12 protein-coding genes are annotated in these 20,530 nt (G+C 74.2%); 9 read left to right on the top strand and 3 right to left on the bottom strand.

What is annotated here, in order from left to right; genetic code table 11:
• Nucleotides 1–86 precede the first annotated feature (86 nt).
• Together ADL05_RS25200 and ADL05_RS25195 are read left to right on the top strand one after the other, a co-directional pair.
• The gene (locus ADL05_RS25200; protein WP_053619492.1) at nt 87–1,316 is read left to right on the top strand and encodes a cytochrome P450; all 1,230 of its coding nucleotides are present in this window, start codon (nt 87–89) and stop codon (nt 1,314–1,316) included.
• Nucleotides 1,316–2,560, top strand: coding sequence for a cytochrome P450 (locus tag ADL05_RS25195; RefSeq protein WP_053619491.1), 1,245 nt, complete (start codon nt 1,316–1,318; stop codon nt 2,558–2,560). Before ADL05_RS25200 ends, ADL05_RS25195 begins: the two co-directional genes overlap by 1 nt.
• Here ADL05_RS25195 and ADL05_RS25190 read toward each other — a convergent pair.
• On the bottom strand, nt 2,520–4,103 hold the full coding sequence (locus tag ADL05_RS25190; protein ID WP_053619490.1) for a carboxyl transferase domain-containing protein: 1,584 nt from the start codon (nt 4,101–4,103) through the stop codon (nt 2,520–2,522). The two genes, ADL05_RS25195 and ADL05_RS25190, sit on opposite strands and share 41 nt — an antisense overlap.
• A 233-nt stretch (nt 4,104–4,336) precedes the next feature.
• Between ADL05_RS25190 and ADL05_RS25185 the strand changes: the two genes are divergently transcribed.
• Complete coding sequence (locus ADL05_RS25185) at nt 4,337–5,344, top strand: hypothetical protein (protein WP_053619489.1); 1,008 nt, start codon at nt 4,337–4,339, stop codon at nt 5,342–5,344.
• A 22-nt stretch (nt 5,345–5,366) separates the two neighbouring features.
• Here ADL05_RS25185 and ADL05_RS25180 read toward each other — a convergent pair whose 3' ends face one another.
• Both ADL05_RS25180 and ADL05_RS25175 read right to left on the bottom strand, forming a co-directional pair.
• Complete coding sequence (locus tag ADL05_RS25180; protein WP_082376886.1) at nt 5,367–6,854, bottom strand: nucleobase:cation symporter-2 family protein; 1,488 nt, start codon at nt 6,852–6,854, stop codon at nt 5,367–5,369.
• A 154-nt stretch (nt 6,855–7,008) separates the two neighbouring features.
• A complete protein-coding gene (locus ADL05_RS25175) occupies nt 7,009–8,694 on the bottom strand; it encodes an ATP-binding cassette domain-containing protein (protein ID WP_053619488.1) in 1,686 nt (561 codons plus the stop codon).
• Between the two features lie 242 nt (nt 8,695–8,936).
• On the opposite strand from ADL05_RS25175, the gene ADL05_RS25170 reads away from it, so the two are divergent.
• The 6 genes from ADL05_RS25170 to ADL05_RS25145 all read left to right on the top strand — a co-directional run bounded on the left by ADL05_RS25170 (nt 8,937) and on the right by ADL05_RS25145 (nt 20,528).
• Complete coding sequence (locus ADL05_RS25170; RefSeq protein WP_156366028.1) at nt 8,937–11,123, top strand: hypothetical protein; 2,187 nt, start codon at nt 8,937–8,939, stop codon at nt 11,121–11,123.
• A gap of 131 nt (nt 11,124–11,254) precedes the next feature.
• A complete protein-coding gene (locus ADL05_RS25165) occupies nt 11,255–12,772 on the top strand; it encodes a TIGR02677 family protein (protein WP_053619787.1) in 1,518 nt (505 codons plus the stop codon).
• On the top strand, nt 12,772–14,190 hold the full coding sequence (locus ADL05_RS25160; protein ID WP_053619486.1) for a DUF2398 family protein: 1,419 nt from the start codon (nt 12,772–12,774) through the stop codon (nt 14,188–14,190). Before ADL05_RS25165 ends, ADL05_RS25160 begins: the two co-directional genes overlap by 1 nt.
• On the top strand, nt 14,187–18,563 hold the full coding sequence (locus tag ADL05_RS25155) for a TIGR02680 family protein (RefSeq protein WP_053619485.1): 4,377 nt from the start codon (nt 14,187–14,189) through the stop codon (nt 18,561–18,563). Before ADL05_RS25160 ends, ADL05_RS25155 begins: the two co-directional genes overlap by 4 nt.
• Nucleotides 18,564–18,737: 174 nt before the next feature.
• Complete coding sequence (locus ADL05_RS25150; protein WP_053619484.1) at nt 18,738–19,241, top strand: hypothetical protein; 504 nt, start codon at nt 18,738–18,740, stop codon at nt 19,239–19,241.
• 489 nt (nt 19,242–19,730) lie between these two features.
• Nucleotides 19,731–20,528 carry a methyltransferase gene (locus ADL05_RS25145; RefSeq protein WP_369800994.1) on the top strand — a complete coding sequence of 266 codons (798 nt, stop codon included), beginning with the start codon at nt 19,731–19,733 and terminating at the stop codon, nt 20,526–20,528.
• The last annotated feature ends 2 nt before the right edge of the window (nt 20,529–20,530 follow it).

Genomic DNA, 20,530 nt, shown 5'->3' with positions numbered 1-20,530 from the left:
ACCGGCCGGGCCGCGCGCCGCACGACCGGGCGCGGCCCGGCCGCACCCACCCCCCTCGCCCCCCTTCCCCCCACGGAGGCTCCCCGGTGAGCGATCCCGTCCGCCTGTACGGCCCCGGCTTCCACGACGACCCGGCCGCCCTCTACCGGACCATGCGCGACGAGCACGGGCCGGTCGTGCCGGTGCTGCTGGAGGCCGACGTCCCGGCCTGGCTGGTCATCGGCTACCGCGAGCTGCACCACGTCCTGAGCACCCCGGACGTGTTCGCGCGCAGCCCGCGCCGCTGGAACGCCTGGGACCGGGTGCCCGAGGACTGGCCGCTGCTGCCGGTCCTGGCCCCGCTGCCCAACCTCCTCTCGGCCGAGGGCGCCGAGCACCGGCGCCGCGCCGCGGCCGTCAACGACGCGCTGCACGGCGCCGACCCCTACGAGCTGCGGACGGTCACCACCCGGCTGGCCGACCGCCTCATCGACGGGTTCTGCACCGACAGCGCCGCCGACCTGCGCACCCAGTACGCCCAGCGCCTGCCCTCGCTCCTGCTGTGCTGGATGTACGGCCTGGACGACGAGAAGGGCGAGGCGATCACCTCGGACATGAGCACGGTGTTCGACGCCGGTCCCGAGTCCGTGGCGGCGCACGGCCGCATCGCCGCGGAGTTCACCCGGCTGGTCGCCGACCGCCGGGCCGCTCCCGGCCCGGACGTGGTGTCGCGGATGATCGCCCACCCCGCCGGCTACACCGACGGGGACCTGGTCGCCGAACTCGTCGCCATCCTGGGCGGCGCCCACCAGACCACGGCCGAGTGGATCGGCAACGCCCTGCGCCTGATGCTCACCGACGACCGCTTCGCCGCGTCGCTGTCCGGGGCGCGCAGCAGCGTCCGCGAGGCCCTGGTGGAGGTCCTGTGGGAGGACTCGCCCTCGCAGATGAACGCCGGCCGCTTCGCCGCCCACGACGTCGAGCTGGGCGGGCGGATCATCCGGACGGGGGACCTGCTGGTGCTCGGCTTCGCCGCGGCCAACCGGGACCCGTGGCTGCGGGCCGGCGGGACGGCGGCGGGGCGGACGGCGTCCGGGCACGGCGCCAACCACGCCCACCTCTCCTTCTCCCACGGTGAGCACGGCTGCCCCTACGCCGCCCGCGGACTGGCCGAGACGATGGCGGTCACGGCCGTGGAGGTGCTCCTCGACCGCCTGCCCGACCTGGAACTGGCGATCGCGGCCCAGGACGTGCGGTGGCGGCCCTCTCCGTGGATCCGGGGCGTGACCGCCCTCCCCGTCACCTTCACGCCCTCCACCCCACAAGGAGTGAACTGATGTCCTGCCCCGTTCAGCACAGTCCCGACGGCGTCCCCCTCATCCACGCCGTGCCCGACGACGTCCAGGCCGACCGCGAGCGCCTCTACCAGGCGGGACCGGTCACGCGGGTGGAGCTGCCCGGCGGGGTCCGGGCCTGGGCCACGACCCACCACGAGGTCAGCCGCGCCACCCTCACCGACCCCCGGTTCGTCAAGAGCGTGGACCACTGGGCCGACTACCAGAACGGCCGGGTGCCCGAGGGATGGCCGCTGCTGGGCACGATCCCCCTGGACAACTCGAACATGCTGGCCCTGGACGGCGCCCCGCACCGGCGGCTGCGCCAGCTCACCGCCAGTCCGTTCTCCGCGCGCCGGGTCGAGCGGCTGCGGCCGGACATCGAGCGGATCACGGCCGCGGCGCTCGACGCCCTGGAGCCCCGGGCGGGGGAGCGGCTGGACCTGAAGTCCGAGTTCACCTTCAAGGTGCCCATGAGCGTGATCGGTGAGCTGTACGGGGTGGCCGAGTCCGAGTACTCGCAGCTGGGCGAGATGTACGCCAAGCTCTTCTCCGGCGACATGGCCGACGGCGAGCACCTGCGGATCTACGGGGCGCTCTTCCAGTTCTTCGGCGAGATGGTCGCCCGCAAGCGCGCCGAGCCGGGCGACGACTTCACCACCGACCTGCTGAACGCGGGGGAGGACGGGGACGCCCTCAGCGACACGGAGATCACCATCACGCTGCTGTCGGTGGTGGCGGCCGGGCACGAGACCACGGTGAACCTGCTGACCAACGCGGTGCGGGCGCTGCTGGCCCACCCCGACCAGTTCGCGCTGCTCGACCAGGGCAAGGTCACCTGGGAGGCGGTCATCGAGGAGGTCCTGCGCTACGACCCGCCCAACAACCTCATGATGTTCCGGTTCGCCACCGAGGACGTCGAGATCGGCGGCCGGACCATCCGCGAGGGTGACGCGCTGCTGACGCACTACGGGGCGACCAGCCGGGACCGTGCCGAGTTCGGCGAGGACCCGCACCCGGAGGTCTTCGACGTCACGCGCACCCGGGGCCGCCACATCAGCTTCGGGTACGGGCCGCACATCTGCCCGGGCGCCCCGCTGTCGCGGCTGGAGGCCCGGATCATCCTGCCGATGCTCTTCGAGCGCTTCCCCGACCTGCGGCTGGCCGTCCCGGACGAGGAGCTGCGGGTGGAGTCCGCGCTGTCGGTCAACAGCCTGGCGGAGTTCCCGGTCGTCCTGCGCCCCTGACCGGGGCGGTCGGCCGCAGGCGTGCGGCCCGGTCGGGGACCGGGCCGCGGGCGAGCGCCGCCAGCTCCTCGGTGACCGCCCGGCCCATCCGCCGGACGAAGGCCCCGGGTTCGGCGGCGGCGTCCGGCCGTTCGGCGACGATCCGGTCCACGATCCCCGCGCGGGCCAGGTCGGACGCGGTGAGGCCGAGGGCCGCGGCGAGTTCCGCGGCCCGGTCGACGGTGCGGTGCACGATCGCGCTCGCGCCCTCGGGCGGCAGCGGCGCGATCCAGGCGTGCCGCGCCGCCAGGACGCGGTCGGCGGGCAGCAGGGCGAGCGCTCCGCCGCCGCAGCCCTCACCGAGGACCACGCACAGGACGGGGAAGGGGGCGCCGGCCAGGTCAGCGATGCAGGCGGCGATCTCCGCGGCCAGTCCGCCCTCCTCGGCCTCGCGCGACAGGTCGGCGCCGGGGGTGTCGACGACCGTGACGAGCGGGAGGCCGAGACCGGTCGCGAGCGCGACGCCGCGCCGCGCGGTGCGCAGGGCCGCCGGGCCCAGCGGGTGGCCCGCGCGCTGCGCCCGGCGGTCCTGGGCGAGGACCACGCAGGGCACGGAGCCGAAGCGGGCGGTGGCGAGGACGATCGCGCCGCGGGACAGGCGGACCACGTCGGCGGCGGTCGCCAGGAGGTCGAGGGCCCCGGGGCGTTCCGGGTCCCGCGAGCGCAGGACCGCCTCCCACGCCGGGGGCGCCGCGGTGTCGGCCCTCGCGGCGCCGGTCGCAGCGGACGTAGGGGTCCGGTCGTCCGTGTGGGCCGCATCCTGTGGGCCGGCCGTGCCGGCCGGCTCCTGCCCCCTCGTGTGGGCGGTACGTGTCGCTCCGGTCGTGTCCCGCGTGCCGGTCGCCAGGACGGCCAGGGTCCGGGCGAGCACCCCGCCGATCGCGTCGAGCGGCACGACCCCGTCGACCAGCCCGTGCCGGGCCAGGTTCTCGGCGGTCTGTACTCCGGCCGGGAACGGCCTGCCCTCCAGGGCCCGGTACACCCGCGGTCCCAGGAAGCCCAGCAGCGCGCCGGGCTCGGCGAAGGTCGCGTGGCCCAGCGACCCCCAGGACGCGAACACGCCGCCGGTCGTGGGATGGCGCAGGTAGACGAGGTAGGGGAGCCCGGCCGCCCGGTGCGCGGCGAGCGCGGCCGTCACCTCGACCATGCGGACGAAGGCGACCGTGCCCTCCTGCATGCGGGTTCCACCGGAACACGGCGCGGCCACCACGGGCAGGCCCTCGTCCGTGGCGCGTTCGACCGCCCGGATGATGCGTTCGGCGGTGGCCGTCCCGATCGATCCGGCCAGGAAGGCGAACTCGGACACGACCAGGGCCACCGGCCGCCCGCCGATCCGGGCCCGCCCCGTGACCACGGACTCGGCCAGCCCGGTCGCCGCCCGCGCGCGCTCCAGCGCGGCCGCGTAGGCCGGTTCCGGGGCGAGCGGGTACGCGTGGTCGTCCCACGGGTCGAAGGAGCCCCCGTCCGCCAGGCTCGCGATCACGTCCGCCGCCGTCGCGCTCATCGGTCCACCACCGCCGTTCGTCGCCGCCAGCATGCGCGCCACGGCCGCGCGGGTGCAAGGACGTGCCCGTGCTGAGCGCCGTACCTCCGCCCGCCCGGTGTCTGGGGACGGAGACTTGGCCGCCTCTTTCCCCTTCGCATAGACGGACATAGTGGGCAGAACAACCTCAATTTGGACAATCCAAACTAGGCTCGGCCCGCACGGCATCGTGGTGATCTCGGGGGAGGAGCCCTATGGCCTCGACGCGTCTGCGTGCCTCGGCGGCGGTGGCGGCCGCACTCCTCCTGGCCACCGCGGCCTGCGGGTGGGCGCAGGAGCAGGAGCCGCCCGCGGCCGTCGGTCCCGCGGAGGACACCGGAACCCCGGCGCCGCCGGACGAGGGGTCACCGGAGCAGGAGCCACCGGGCGCGACCACGTCGGACACCGAGGCACCGGGCGGGGAAGCACCTGACGGTGAGTCGCCGGACGGGACCGCGCCGGGCACCGGGACGCCGGACGAGGAGGCGCCGACCGCGTCCGAAGGGGAGCCGTCGCCCTCCCGGTCCCCGACCACCGCCACTCCCACTCCGGAGTACGAGGCCGCGCCCGAGGCCGCGGCCGAGTACATGGACGCCCTCGCGGCGACCGACGAACCCGACCGCATGCGCGAGGGCTGGCTGCTCACCCCCGAGGGCTCCACCGCCGACGCGTTCCTCACCCACCGGATCTCGGTCGCCCAGGCGCGGGCCGACGAGGGCCGCCCGCTCACCGCGGCCGAGGTGCGGCCGACCGCCCAGGGCTTCGAGCTGTGCGACCCCGGGGACAAGGACGCGGACCCGCCGCAGGAGCGCCAGTGCGCGCACTTCACCGGTTTCGAGTCCGAGGGCGACCGGATCGAGGACTTCCTGGTCGACGGCGCCGACCCGGGGCCCGGACTGTTCGGGGCCGGAGAGCGGAGCGCGTCCTCCGAGGGCGTGCACGCTTCGCTGGTGAGCGCCTACCACGCACAGGACCTGGAGATGACCGTCGACGTCAGTACCGTCCACCCGGTGGACATCGACCTCCTCGGCGCCGTGTACGTCGACCCCGACGGCGAGGAGCACGACGTCGCCTCGGCGGCCGGGCGGTACGAGCTGGGGGCGGGATCCACCACCCGGGCGGCGTTCCGCGTGGTGGACGCCGAGCCGGGCGGGGTGCTGCGGATCGAGGGCTGCCGCGAGGAGTGCTCCGCCACGGTCGAGCTGGAGGTACCGGTCGGGTGAGGGGGCCGACCGGTACCGTCCGTCACGTCTTCGGCGTGCTTCCGGAGGGCTTCCCGGCGGACCCGGCGGCCGGAGGTCCGGCCGCCTCGGTCTGCTCCGATGCCGTCTCCGCCCCGGGTGCCCCACCCGTCTCGGGCGTCCTGTCCACCTCGGGCGCCCCCTCTTCCCCGGGGGCTCCGTCCGTCTCGGTTCCGCGGTCCCCGCGGCCCAGGATGTTGAAGCAGGCGTTGAGCAGCAGTGCCGCGATCGCCCCCGCCACGATCCCCGAGCTCAGGATCATCGCGGCCCAGCTCGGGAAGCCGTCGTAGAACGCCGGCGCGGCCAGGGGGATCGTGCCGAAGGCCAGCGCCACCGCCACGACGATCAGGTTCATGTTCCCGTCGTAGCGCACCGCGGCCAGCGTCCGGATCCCCGCCGCGGCCACCGAGCCGAACAGCACCAGTCCGGCCCCGCCCAGTACCGGGGAGGGGACCATCGCCACGATCCGCCCCAGGACCGGGAACAGGCCGAGCGTGATGAGGATCAGCCCGCCGACGGCCACCACGTACCGGCTCCTGACCCGGGTCAGCGCCACCAGTCCGACGTTCTGGCTGAACGTGCTCCCGGGGAAGGTGTTGAGCAGCGGACCGACGACGGAGGCCAGCGCGTCCACGCGCAGGCCGTCGGCCAGGCGGCGCCCGTCCATCCTGGCGCCCACGATCTCCCCGACCGCGAGGATGTCGGCGACACCCTCGGTCAGGATGACGAGCATGACCACGCACATGGTGATGATCGCGGCCGTCTGGAACTCCGGCGGGCCGAAGTAGAACGGCTGGCCGAACGAGAAGACCGCGCCCTCGCCGACCGCGGAGAAGTCGACCCGTCCGAAGGCCGCGGCGACCGCCGTGCCCAGGACGAGTCCGCCCAGGACCGCCATCCGGCTCCACACACCGGGAAGGATCCACGCCAGGAGCAGCACGAGCAGCAGGGTGGTCCCGGCCAGCGCCAGCCCGGAGGTCGTCGGCACGCCGGACTCGTCGTTCTCCGTGATCCAGCCGACCGCGACGGGGAACAGCGACACCCCGATGATCGTGATGACGCTGCCGGTCACCACCGGCGGGAAGAACCGGATCAGGCTCGCCATGACCGGGACGACGCACAGGCCGAACACGCCCGCCACGAGCGCGGCGCCGAACACCGTGGGCAGCCCGCTCTCGCCCGCGATGCCGACCATCGCGCTGACCGGCACGAACGAGATGCCGATGACCGAGGGCAGCCGGGCGCCGAAGCGCCACACGCCCATCGTCTGCAGGAGCGTCGCCAGGCCGCTGACCAGGAGCGCCGCGCTGATGAGCAGACCCATCTCCGCGGTGGACAGGCCCACGACCGATCCGACGATGATGGGCGGGGTCACGACCCCGGCGTACATGGCCAGGATGTGCTGGAACCCGTAGACGACCATCAGGCCGGCCCCGGGCCTCTCGTCCTCCGGTCCGCTCTCCGGTCCGGTGGCGTTCTGGGGGATCGACATACGCGGCCTCCGCTCTCAGGGGGAAGAGTCGGGCAGGTCCCGACGTGCTCCGTGGTCGCCGGAGCGAAGGCAACTACCCGCGTGTTTCGCGGGATGACCGTCCCTGTTGCGCCGCGGTCAAGTGACCGGATGTATACGCTTCTGTACACACCCCTCAGCGGTCCCGGCGGACGCGCTCCTCGTCCCACACCGGCTCCGGCACCTCCCGCACGCGTCCGTCCGCGCCGAACACCACGAACCGGTCGAATCCGCGCGCGAACCAGCGGTCGTGGGTGACCGCCAGCACGGTTCCCTCGAAAGCCTCCAGCGCGGTCTCCAGCGCCTCCGCTGACACGACGTCCAGGTTGTCGGTGGGCTCGTCCAGCAGCAGCATCGTCGAGCCGGTCAGCTCCAGCAGCAGGATCTGGAACCGCGCCTGCTGTCCGCCGGAGAGCGAGTCGAAGGCCTGCTCCGCGGCCGGGGCCAGCTCGTAGCGGTCCAGCGCCCGCGCGGCCTCCTCGCGCGGCACGCCGCTGCGGGTCCCCTCCCCGTTGTGCAGGATGTCCAGGAGCGTGCGGCCGGCGAACTCCGGGTGCTCGTGCGTCTGGGCGAACCAGCCCGGCAGCACGCGCGCCCCGAGCACCGCACGGCCCGTGCTGCGGACCGTCGGGACGCGGCGCCGCTGCTCCTCGGGTACCAGCGACGACTCCGGGTCGTCGCCGCCTCCGGCGAGCAGCCGCAGGAAGTGCGACTTCCCCGATCCGTTGGACCCCAGGACCGCGACCCGCTCGCCGTACCAGACCTCCAGTCCGAAGGGCCGCATCAGCCCGGTCAGCTCCAGGTCCTCGCACACCAGCGCCCGCCGTCCGGTCCGGCCGCCGCGCAACCGCATCCGCAGGTGCTGCTCGCGGGGCTGCCCCTCCGGCGGTCCGGCGTCCTCGAAGCGGCGCAGCCGGGTGCGCGCGGACTGGTAGCGCGAGGCCATGTCCGAGTTGTAGGCGGCCTTCTGCTTGTACATCGACACCAGGGAGCGCAGCTTGCGGTGCTCCTCGTCCCAGCGCCGCCGCAGCTCGTCCAGCCGGGCGAAGCGCTCGCGGCGGGCCGCGTGGTAGGTGTCGAACGCGCCGCCGTGCACCCACGCCGTGTTGCCCGCGGCGCCCAGTTCCAGCGTGACGATGCGGTCGGGGACGCGGCTGAGCAGTTCGCGGTCGTGCGAGACGAACAGGACCGTCTTGGGCGAGGCCAGGAGCGCCTCCTCCAGCCAGCGCTTGCCCGGAACGTCCAGGTAGTTGTCGGGCTCGTCCAGGAGCAGGACCGGGGCCGGCCCGCGCAGCAGCGCCTCGATGACCAGGCGCTTCTGCTCGCCCCCGGACAGGGTGCGCACCTCGCGCCACCGGCAGCGCTCGTAGGGGGCGCCCAGGGCCGCGACGCAGCACTGGTCCCACACGACCTCGGCCTCGTAGCCGCCCGCGTCCCCGTAGCGGGCCATCGCCTCGGCGTAGCGCATCTGGGTCTTCTCGCCGTCGTCGACCATCATGGCGGTCTCGGCCGCCTCCAGGTCGGCGTGCGCGGTCCTGACCGCGGCGGGGGAGACCGACACCAGCAGCTCGTGCACGGTGGTCTCGTCCCGGACGTGCCCGACGAACTGCGGCATGACGCCCAGTTCGCCGTCCAGGGTGACGGCGCCCTCCTGCGGGGCGGCCTCACCCCGGACCAGGCGCAGCAGTGTGCTCTTGCCAGCGCCGTTGGCTCCCACGAGCGCGGTGTTGGAGCCCTCGCCCACCCGGAACGACACCGCGCTCAACAGCACGCGTCCGTCGGGCAGGGTGTGCCCGACCTGATTGACCTCCACGTATCCCACGGCCGCAGGCTTCCACGCCGCGCTCACGCTCGGCAACGGGTTTTACCGGCGGTGGCGCGGCGGATCCGGCGCCTCGCGCGCCGCGCCCGGGGCGGCCGACCCGTGTGGTCTCGGCGCCGTTCGGTGACCTGTTCGTCTTGTTGGCGAGATTTGTTCCGGTCTACAATCGAGCCCTCTCCGATATGCCAGACGTCTGAGTCACCTCACCCGTGATTCTGGGAAGATTCCCCTCCGATATGGCTATGCCCCCAGCACGTCGCCTGCCCTCCGGCGTCAGCCCGCTCACTCAGAGCGACCCCAGCCTCATCGGGCCGTACAGGATCATCGGTCGGCTCTTCTCCGGTCCCGCGGCCGTGGTCTACGCCGCCGTCTCCCCGGACGGCGCGCCGAGCGCCGTCATGCACGCCGGCGCCCCCGCCGCGGCCGGGACGGCGGACGAGCTCGCCGACAGGGTCGCCGCGGGACAGCGGGTGTCCAGCCTGTGCGCGGCCGTGGCGCACGACGGCGGGCTGCACGAGGGCTCGCCGTGGACCGCGACCGACTACATCCCCGGGCACTCCCTGCGCGACCACCTCCAGCACCAGGGGCCGCTGACCGGCCACGCGCTGACCGTGGCGGCCGCGGGCTACGCCGAGGCCCTCAGCTCCCTGCACGCGGCCGGCCTCGTCCACGGCGACATCCGCCCGGAGAGCGTGGTCGTCTCGCCGGACGGCCCGCACCTGGTCGACCACGGGCTCGGCCGGTGGACCCAGCGGGCGCGGGCGGGCACCCTCGGCGACACGGCCGCGTGGGGACGGCTCGTGCTGTTCAGCGCCGGACGCACTCCCGCCCGTCCCGGGCAGCTGCCCGACGGGCTCGAACCCCTCGTCCTGCGGGCCCTGTCGCCCGACCCGGCCGCGCGTCCCGAGACGGAGGAGGTCTACCTCGAACTCCTGCTTCTCCTGGGCATCGGCGAGGACGTCCCCGCCCGGGAGTGGTCCGACCGCCTGTGGGCGCTGATCGGCGAGCACTGGCCGAGCGTGGACACCTCCTGGCACGACCCGGGGCTGTGGAGCGCGGCGGCGCGCGCCGCGTCGGAGCCGGGGGCGCGCGACGCGGATCCCCAGCGGGCGCACGCCGGACCGACCGCCCGGGGCGGCTCGTCCGCTGCGCTCGCGCCGCCCGCGCCCGGTGCCGCGCGGGCGGGCGCACCCGCCGGTGGCGCGGCCCCGGCGGGGACGGGCGCTTCTCTCGCGGCGGGCACCGACACCTCTGATGCCCCCGGCACTCCCGCCGCACCCGGCGGGTCCCCCGCCATGTCCGGCGGGCCCGGCGCATCGGGCGGGTCCCCCGGCGGTTCCCCGGGAGGGGCCTTCGCCCCGGGCCCGTCCGTCGAGCCCGAACCGCCTCCCCTCGGGGCCCGCGCGGCACGTCCGGGCGCCCCCGCAGGGCTGCCCTCGGACGGCGGGTTCTCCGGCCACGCGGCCTCCGGGGTGTTCGGATCCGGCCCGGGACCGGGCGCGGCGGACGTCCCCCCGGAAACGGACGCCGCCGAGGGCGGTGGCACCGGTCTGTCCGGCACCAGGATCGCGGTCCTGGCGACCATCGGGGTCATCGCCGCCGGCGTGGTCGCCGGAGGCGGATACCTGCTGTTCAGGAGCCTGGAGCAGGAGGAGCCGAACGCCGTCGTCCCCCCGGCCGCCGAGGAGTCCTCGGCTCCGGAGGAGCCCGAGCCGGACCCCGCCGGCATCGGCCTGGCCGCCGCGTCGGCGGAGGTCTTCCTGGACGCCGACAGCTTCGAGGTGTCGATCCACCAGTACCCCGGGGACGGCTCCGGGCCACCGCAGGAGCCGCCGCTCGACCCGATCGGGGCGACGGGCAACCGGGTCTGGTTCGACCACTTCACCTACGGCGACGACGTCATGCAGCGCCGGGTGGGGACCTACGCCTCGGAGTACTCCGAGAGCATGTTCGTCGACGACCGGGTGATCGTCGCGGCGGGCCCGGCCGGGGAGTGGGTCGACGTCTCCGACAGCACCGGCTACGACCCGGCCGACTACACCCCCGAGGCCGTGGCGGGACCCCTGACGGCGATCGCGGAGACGGGCGAGGTCACCGACGAGCGGCCGACCGAGTTCGCGCCGGTCCTGGAGCACCGGCAGATCTACGACCCCGCCTACGCCGAGCCCGAGACCGGCCCGACCGTGCCCGGCACCCGCCTGGAGGGCACCTACACCGGCGACGACGGCGCCGCGACCGCGTTCGTCCTCATCGTCGGCGAGGACCACGCGCCGCTCAACCTCCTGGTGGAGACCCCGAACACCGGGGAGCCCGTCGACATCGCGTACTGGAACCTCGACTACACCTTCCGCAGCCTCGACGGCGAGGTCGACGTCGCCGTGCCCGACCCCGGGTCCGTGCTCTCGGAATGGCCCGCCGGCACCTTCTGACCGGCCCCGAGCACCGGTTGTCCACAGCCCTCGCCGACGCGTGAACCGGCACGTCGTCACGCTGGCATACTGTCGTTGCGTCGCCGAACGGCGTCGGCGCGTGGTGGTGTGCACGGGGGAAGGGGATGACGTTGGCCGAGCGCAGGGCGCTGGATCTGGACGCGCTCGCGGTCAGTGACCGCTTCCAACTGTTCAACTTCACCCGGCGCGACGACCACATCACCTACCTGTGGATCCTGCGCGCGCTCGACCGCCTGCGCGAGGTCCACCAGGTCCAGGCCGGGGCCGAGGACGTCGCCACCGCGCTGCGCGAACTCGCCGCCGCCCACCCCGGGGCGCCGGTGCCCGGACACGGCCTGCGCCACCGGCTGGACGAGCTCAGCGCCGACGGGGTCGTGCACCGCTTCGACGACGCCTCGCGGGCGGGCGACCTGGCCAGCTACCGCAACCGGCAGTCGGTCTACCAGTTCAGCGAGCTCGGCTACTGGGCCTACCAGGCGGTGGAGAACGTCCTGGGCGCCCGGGTGGAGGATGTCAACCTCTCCCGGCTGGTCTTCTCCGACGTGCTGGAGGACCTCACCGCGCTGGCGGAGGCCAACCGCACCGGCCAGGCGGAGAGCGTCTACCGGCGGCTCTCCCGCCTGGACGCGGTCATGGAGGACATGGGGCGCCGCTCCGCGCAGTTCCACGTGACCCTCGGCGAGATCCTGCGCTCCACCGAGGCCTCCCCGGAGGTCTTCCTGCGGCACAAGAACGCGCTGCTGGTGCACATGTCCGACTTCATGGCCGAACTGGACCGCTACCTCCCGCGCCTGGACCAGGCCGTCCACGACGTGGAGGGCACCGGTCTGGCCACTCTCCTCTCCCGCGCGGCCGAGGCCGACGAACGCCTGTTCATGGCCCGCGGCGAACGCGTGGAGGACTGGCGCCGCCGCTGGCGAGCGGTCCGCGGCTGGTTCGCCTCCGAGGGCGGCGCCCCCACCCGCGCCGCCGAACTGGGCGCCGCCACGCGCTCCGCGGTCTCCGGGGTCATCGCGTTGCTGCGCCAGCTCACCGAGGCCCAGCGCGGCGGTGTCAACCGCTCCACGCAGCTGCGCCACCTCGCCGAGTGGGTGTTCAACACCCCCGACGACGGCGCCGCCCACGCCCTCATGGGCGCCGCGTTCAACGTGCGCTCGGCCCGCCACCTCGGCACCGCCCACGAGGACGACGAACAGATCCCGCCGACCACCACCTGGTGGGACGCGCCCGGCGTGGAGCTGTCCGTCACGCTCTTCCGCAGCGACCGCGCGCCCACCACCGGTGTGCCCAAGCCCGTCAAGCGCAACGCGGGGGCCCGGTCCGCGCTGCGCCGGCAGCAGGCCCAGCAGCGCGCCGCCGAACGCGTGGCCGCCGCGCGGCTCGCCGACGAGGGCGCGCACGACCGCGTCCTGGACGAGGCCGACACGCGTGTCCTGCTCCGCCTGGTCACCAAGGCCCTGGAGTCGCGCTCGGTGGTCGCTGGGCGCCTGGGGCCGGCCACCGGCGCCGACGGCGGCACCGCCGTGCGCCTGGTGCCCAGCGACCGGGGCAGCACCGTCCGCACCAGCCGGGGCACGCTCCACCTGCCGGGCTTCCGCCTCGAACTCACCACCGGGAAGGGGAAGTGATGGCCGGCCGCCGCGGCCCCGCCCGCACCGTCGACCCCGCCGACCTCGGTTCCTACCAGCAGGCCGTGCGACGGGTGCTGACCTGCGACCTCATCACCGCGACGCGGCCCCGCCCCGGCGCGCTCGACCAGGTCCTGCGCTGGGCCGACCAGATGGCCGAGGACCTGCGCGGCCTGTTCGGCTACACGCTCATCGCCACCACCGACCACGTCCGCCTGGTGCGTGAACTCGACGAACTCGACCCCACCCAGCGCCAGGTCTTCGCCCGTCGCGGGCGGCCCTTCGACCGCCGCCGCCTGGCCTACCTGTGCCTGCTGCTGGCCTGCTTCCAGCGCTCGCAGATCGAGATCAGCCTCGGTGACCTGGTACGCCAGTTCACGCCGGCCGCCAACGCCGTCGAGGGGCTGGGCTACGACCCCACCGACTCCACGCACAAGGCCGCGCTGGTCGACGTCGCCCACTGGCTGCTGGACCGCGGGGCCCTGCACCTGTCCGACGGTTCCCTGGAGGCCTGGGCACGCGGCGGCGAGCAGGCGGACGCGCTCTTCGACGTCGACCACGACGTCTGCGAGATCCTCTTCCGCCCGGCCCGCCCGGTCCAGCACCTGGGCAGCGTCACCGGTCTGCTCAGCGACACCGAGGCGGGGGGAGCGCGGCGGGAGCGGACCGCCCAGCGGGCGCGCCGCCTGCTGCTGGAGCACCCCGCCGTCTACTACGCCGACCTCGACGCCGACACGGCCGCGGCCCTGCGGGCCAGGGGCCTGGCCGAGGAGGTCGCCCGGATCACGGGTCTGACGGTGGAGCGCCGGGCGGAGGGCGTGCTGCTGGCCGACCCCGGCGGGCTCTTCACCGACCGGCCCTTCCCGGGCCGCGGCGGCGCGGTCACCCGCACGGCCGGACTCCTGCTGGCCCAGCTGGCCGACCTGTTCGAGACCTCCTGGGCGGCCCTGGTGCACATGGAGGCGCCCTCGCGCGCCGACGAGCACGCCGACCTCGTCCGCCTCGTCGACGCCGGACTGCCCCGGCACGGCGTGGTGGGCGAACTCGCCTGGACCGACACCGGGGACCGGGCCCCGGCGCCGGCCGCCGACTCGCAGCGGGTGCCGCTGGTCGAGCGCGGGCGCCTGGAGGACATGGTGGCCGACCTGTTCGCCGAGTTCGGCGCCGCCTCGTTCACCAACGCCTGGCAGCAGGACCCGCACGGCCTCCTGGACGCCGCCCTGGCCCTGCTCGCCGACCTGCGCCTGGTCCGCCCGGTGCCCGGGGGCGTGCTCGTCATGCCCGCCGCGCTGCGCTACCGCAACATCCAGGGCGCCCTCCCCGAACGCGAGGACACCGGCCACCTGCCGTTCGGGTCCCTGGACGAGCACGCTCCCGCCGCCGCCACCGCCCCCGACACCGAAGGAACGCCCGCATGACCCGCAGGAGCGACCGCTTCCGGCCCAGCCGCGCCGGAGTGATCAACGTCTGGGACTACGTCGACGAGGAGTTCGCCTTCGCCGACGGGCGCCTGATCCTGCGCGGGCACAACGGCTCGGGCAAGACCAAGGCGCTGGAGGTGCTGTTCCCCTTCATCCTGGACGGCTACACCGACGCCCGCAGGCTCGATCCCTTCAGCGGCCAGAACCGCACGATGAAGTCCAACCTGCTCTACCGCGGGGACGAGTCGGCGTACGGCTACGTGTGGATGGAGTTCGCCCGCCCAGCGTCCACCGCCGACGGACGGTCTCCGGCCGCGGACGCCCTCTCGTCGTCCGCGGTCACCGCCGACGGACGGTCTCCGGCGGAAGGCGGTGCCGGGGCTTTCACAGAGGGCGCATCCGCCGCGGGCGCGGCCGGGGAGACCGAGACCGGCGGCGCGGCCGGGGGCACCGGGAGCGTGCCCAGCGGTCCCGGCGTCGGCACCGGGAGCGCCGCCGAGACGGTCACCCTGGTCATCGGGCTGCGCGCGCACAAGCACCGCGACGGCGTCGCGCCGTCGTTCTTCGTCACCGACCAGCGCCTGGGGGTGGACTTCGGACTGCTCGCCGCCGACAACCGCCCGCTGACCGAACGCCAGCTCAAGGCCGTCCTGGGGGAGGGCGCCCACCACGGCACCGCCGCCGAGTACCGGCGGGCCGTCGACGCCCGCCTCTTCGGCCTCAGGGACCGCTACATCCAGCTCCTGGACCTGCTGCTGGCCCTGCGCCGACCGCTGCTCGCCAAGGACCTGGACCCGGAGAAGGTCTCCGACACCCTCACCAGCGGACTCAGCCCCGTCGACGAGGCACTCGTGGACCAGGCGGCCCGCGACTTCGCCAACCTCGCCGCCGTGCAGGTCCGCTTCGACAACGCCACCGCCGCCGACGAGGCCGTACGGGCCTTCACCGGCGAGTACGCCGACTACCTCACCACCAACGCCCGCCACCGGCTCGCCACCGTCACCGCGGCCGTAGAGCAGGCCGCCGCGCACGCCGACACCGTCCAGGGGGCCGCCGCCGAGCACCGCCGCGCCACCCTGGCCCGGGACGCGGCCCGCACCCGCGAACAGGACCTGGACACCCGGATCGGCACGCTCGCGGCCGAGGTCAAGGCCCTGGAGGCCGACGAGGCGCTGCGCAGCCACGAGAGCCTGCGCACCCGGCGCGAGCACCACGAGGAGCGCTCCCGCCACCTGGCCACCCAGGCCGCCCGGGTGGACCACCAGGTCCGGGAGATCACCCACCTGCGCACCGAGGCCGCCCGGGTCGCCGACCGGATCGACCGCGACCGCGCCACCGCCCGGCGCCTGTCCGGCGAGCTCGCCGAGGCCGCCGACGCGGCCGGGATCGGACACGACGCCGAGGGCCCCGTCGACACCGGCGAGGACCTGCCGACCACCGCGCGGGCCCGTGCCGCGGCCCGCGAGGACGACGTCCGCGCGGTCCGCGAGCACCTGGACGCCCTCGACACGGCCCAGGCGGCCCGACAGCGCGCCGACGCCGACAGCGCCCGCTCCGTCGCCGACCTCGACGAGGCCCAGGACGGCTGCGCCCGCGCCGACGAGGAACTCACCGAACTGCGCGCGGCCACCGCCCAGGCGGTCGGCGCGTGGGCCGACCGCTGGAGCGTCCTGGACGCGCAGGGCCGCGACGCCCTCGCCGAGGCGGTCGCCCGGTTCGGCGAACCCGGCACGGCCACCCTCACCGAGGTCTTCAACGAGCACGTCCACGACGCGCAGCTGGAGGTCGCCGCCCGCGTGCAGGGACTGGAGACGGAGGCCTCGGCGATCGACGGGGAACTCACCGCGCTGCGGCGCGAGCGCGACGACATCGCCGCCGAGCGCGACGACGCCCCGCCCGCCGACCACCACCGCACCGCCCCGCGCGGCGGCCGGCTCGGCGCGCCGCTGTGGCGGCTGGTGCGCTTCGCCGACGACCTGCCCGAGGGCGAGGCCGCCGCCGTCGAGGGCGCGCTCCAGGCCGCCGGCCTGCTCACCGCGTGGATCCACCCCGACTCCGAGCTGACCCGCACCGCGCTCGACGACGGCGACGCCGACGCCTACCTGCTCCCCGCGGACGAGCCGGTGGCCGGGCGCACCCTGGCCGACGTCCTGGTCCCCGAACGCCAGGACCACGTTCCCGCCGAGACCGTCTCCCGGGTCCTGCGCTCACTGCCCTACCACGGCGAGGACGGGGGCGCCGTGCGCGGCGGCGTGGACGCCCGCGCCCGGTTCGGGCTCGGCGTGCTCGTCGGCGCCCATCCCAAGCCCGCCGCCGAGTTCATCGGCGCCACCAACCGCGCCCACCGCCGCCGTGACCGCCTGGCCGCCTGCGACCGGCGCGTCGACGAACTCACCGAGCGCCGCACCGCCGTCGGCGACCGGCTCGGACAGGCCAGGGAACTCCTCAAGGACTTCGCGCGCGCCCGCGCCGACCTGCCAGACCCCACCCCCGTCGCCCAGGCCGTGCGCACGGTCGAACGCCGCTCCACACTGCTGGCCTCCGCCCGTACCACGGCCGACCGGCTCCGCCGCGCCCTGGACACCGCGGTGGCCGAGGTCGACGCACACCGCCGCCAGGTGAGGGCCGTGGCCGCCGAGCGCGCCATGCCAGCCGACCGCGCGGGGACCGAGGCGGTGGCGTCGGCCCTCGCCGGGTTCCTGGAGACGGCCGGGGCCCTGCACGCCGCGCGTACCGGCGCCGCCGAGTTCGAGCGCGACCTGGCCGGGCGCCGGGAGACCATCGACCGGCTCACCGGGGCACTGGAGTCGGACCAGGAGGACCTCGCCGAGCAGCGCGCCGCCCACGAGGAGGAGGCAGCCGAACTGGCCGCCCTGGAAGCGGCCATCGACGCTCCCGTCAAGGAGATCCTCATCCGGCTCGACGGGCTGCGCGGGGACCTGCACCGGACCACCGCCGAGCGTGACGGCGCCCGCGGGGAAGCGGCCTCCGAACACGAGGCGGTGATCCGCTCCGACACCCAGCGCGAACAGGGCAGGGAGGCGCTCGTGACCGCACTGGGGGCGCTGCATGAGCGGGTGGAGTCGCTGGGCGAGTTCACCCAGCCCGCGGTGCGCGCCGTGCTGGGCATCGACCTCGCCGCCGCCTGGCCCGACCGGCGCAGCTGGCCCGGGCCCGAGGAGGCCGCCGACGCGCTGCTCTCGGGGACGGCCGCCACCGTGCACGACACGCTGCCCGAGGGGGTCGGCGCGCTCCTGGCGGCCCTGACCGAGGCCGTGGGCGCCGCTCCCAGGGTGGGGGAGGGCGACATCAAGCGCTCCGCCACCCGGATGTCCAACGCGCTGCGCACCTTCCAGGAGACGCTGGGCGGGGACTCCGAGGGCTACCGGGTCGACCACGAGGTCGGACCCACCGGTGTGATCACCGTCTTCGTCAACGACGAGGGCGGACGCAGCCCGGTCTCGGCGTTCGCGCGCACGATCGCGGACCGGGTCGAGGAGCAGGGCGCGCTGATGCGCGACGAGGAGCACCGGGTCCTGGAGGACGAGCTGCTCGGCGGCATCGCCCAGCAGATCCACGAACGCGTCGCCGCCGCCCGCGACCTCGTGCGCCGTATGGACCGCGACACCCGGGCCCGCCCGATGTCCTCGGGCACGCAGATCGGTATCCGCTGGGCCCGTTCAGAGGCGCTCAACGACCGCGAGCGGACCGCCGCCCAGCTGGTCAAGCGCGACGGGACCGGACTGGGGCCCTCCGGCCTGGCCGAGCTGCGCGCCGTCCTGCGCGAGATGATCCGGGAGTACCACGCCGCCCACCCCCGCGCGAGCTACAAGCAGGTGCTCTCCGCGGTCCTGGACTACCGCACCTGGTACCGGTTCGAGCTGCGCTTGGCGGTCCCCGGCCAGGAGGAGGTCCGGCTCACCAAGAACAAGCACGAGCAGATGTCGGGCGGGGAGAAGTCCGCCGCGATCCACCTGCCGCTGTTCGCCGCGGCCAACGCCCTGTACTCCTCGGCCGCACCCACGTGCCCGCGCGTGGTCGCGCTCGACGAGGCCTTCGCGGGCATCGACGACCGCTACAAGCCGGAGCTGATGGGGCTGACCGTCACCTTCGACCTGGACATGTTCATGACCGGGCACGACCTGTGGGTGCACTACGACAGCGTGCCGATGGCCGCCCACTACGACATGCACCACGACAAGGGGTCGCACACGGTCTCCGCCATGCTCATGCTCTGGGACGGCTCGCAGACCATCGACGCCGACGCGGGCTTCTCGGGCAACGAGGAACTGGCCGCCGAACTGCTGGGCATCACCCCCAGCCGCTTCGTCCCCCAGTCCACCGCCGGTACCCTCCTCGCCGAGCAATGACCGAGGACGCGCCCCGCCCGATGTCCTGACGCCTTCTCCGGCCGGGCGAGGCTCGTATTCGACTCGGCGTCTTCGCGGAGGGGTTTCTCGTAATGGTCGGACCCAGGGGCCGCGGCCGTGGTAGAAGGGAATGATTCGTGTTCTTCGTGCGGATCATCCCTTCTGGAGTGTGTCGTGTCGACCGAATTGAACGAGCCGCACGACTCCTACGGGATTCCGGCCTCTGGTGATCGGACCGCCCCCGCCCAGGGGGAACCGGAGCCGACGGCTTCGCCGGGCCGCTTCCGGCTTCCGTGGTTGCCGTTCTCCATCGGCGCGGCTGTCGGAACGCTCGTCGGTATCGGTTCGACCCTGCTCGTGACCACTCTCGATTTCTCCGGTCACCACTTCGAAGCGGCGGTGGACGAATGCGGAATCACGGCGGGGGCCTGGGCTCGGATCGGTGACGACGGGGAATCACTGAGCCTGGACCACCGGGGTGATGACGAATCCAGCGGCATTTCGGTCGAATTCCTCGTCTGCATTCTCGCCGAACTGGAGGCGCCGGACAGCGTCATCGAGGAGATGAGCCAGACCAGGGCACTCGACGGTAGGCAGTCCGCGGACTGGGACGGTATCCACGCGTCGTGGGCCTACCATCCCGACACGGGCCTGGACGTCGTTCTCAGCCGGAGTTGATCCTGAGCACGCTGATCCGCCCCCGGGAGGGCGGTGGGGCGCTCGCGGCTGTGCGCGTCGCGCACGCCTGTGCCGCCCAGTCCGGTTCGGGTGCGCGTCGCCATGGCGGCGGTGTTCCGGCTGATCTGGCCGGAGGTTCGGGACGGCCTGAAATGGGGGCGGCGTGACATCCGTCTCGCCTGAGTCGGGCGCGTCCACCTTCCGTGCGGCTCACCGAGGGTCGTCGCCTCGTGCCGGAACGAGGTTTGTGGGGCGACGAAGAATCGGCGTCCGTGCTGGTCAGCGGGCATGCAGGTGCACACCGCGTTCGCGTGGTGACAGAAGGTGCATTCACGCTCTCCGCTGCGTGTGCTAGTACTGATAATCGTTTTCAAAGCGTGGTCGCCCGCCGCCCCTCGACAAGGGTGCCGAAGGGCTGAGCGGAAGCCCGAAACAGGGGGATCACCGGGTCGAACGCGACTCCGGTGACCGACCGAAGGGAACTTGAACGTGCGTCGACCGTCCCACGCGGGCCACAAGCCCGGCCCGCCGGTTCAGCCAGGTACCGCCACCGACTGGGATCTCCACGCGCTGCTGCCGCACACGCTGTCCGCCGACGAGATCCGGGCGATCAACAACCCCAGCCGCGCGATCCACGAGCACCGCACCTACACCTGGAACGGCTGGGACTTCGACCTGCCTCCGGGTGTGTTCCACCCGGGCGAGACCAGCCGCCTGGTCCACACCCGTCTGCTCGACGGGAGGCTCCCGGTCGCCGGGCTGCGCTACGCCGCGATGGGCGCCGGGCTGGGGGTGGAGGCCGTGGTGGCCGGCGTGCGCGGCGCCGGTGTCGTCTACGCGCTGGACGTGCACCCGGAGAGCGTGCGCACCACCGTCCGCCACTACGAGCGCATCATCGGCACGGACGGCCCGCCGCTGGTCGCGCTCGTGGCCGACGTCTGGGAGGGGTTCCCCGACGGCGAGCAGGTGGACGTGGTGACGTTCAACCCGCCGGCCATCGAACTGCCGCTGTCGGACGACCCGGAGATCGTGCGCAACCTGTGCCTGGGCCGCGACATCGCGACCCGGTTCTTTGACCAGCTGGTGTCCAGGGACCTGCTCGCCCCGGACGGAGTGGTCTACCTGATCGTGTCCAACACCGCTCCGCTGCGCGACATCGTGGCGCTGGCCCTGGAGGCCGGATTCGGCGCCGAGGTCGTCCACGTGCAGGACTGGCCCGGAGACGACGTGCAGACCTACCTGTTCGCCCTGCGCCGCGCGGGCGGCCGTTCCGGCGGGAAGGACTGAGC

The organism is Nocardiopsis sp. NRRL B-16309, assembly GCF_001279585.1.
Taxonomy (GTDB): domain Bacteria; phylum Actinomycetota; class Actinomycetes; order Streptosporangiales; family Streptosporangiaceae; genus Nocardiopsis.
Note: the sequence above shows the minus strand (reverse complement) of the source record. Positions and strands in the feature narration are given on the sequence as shown.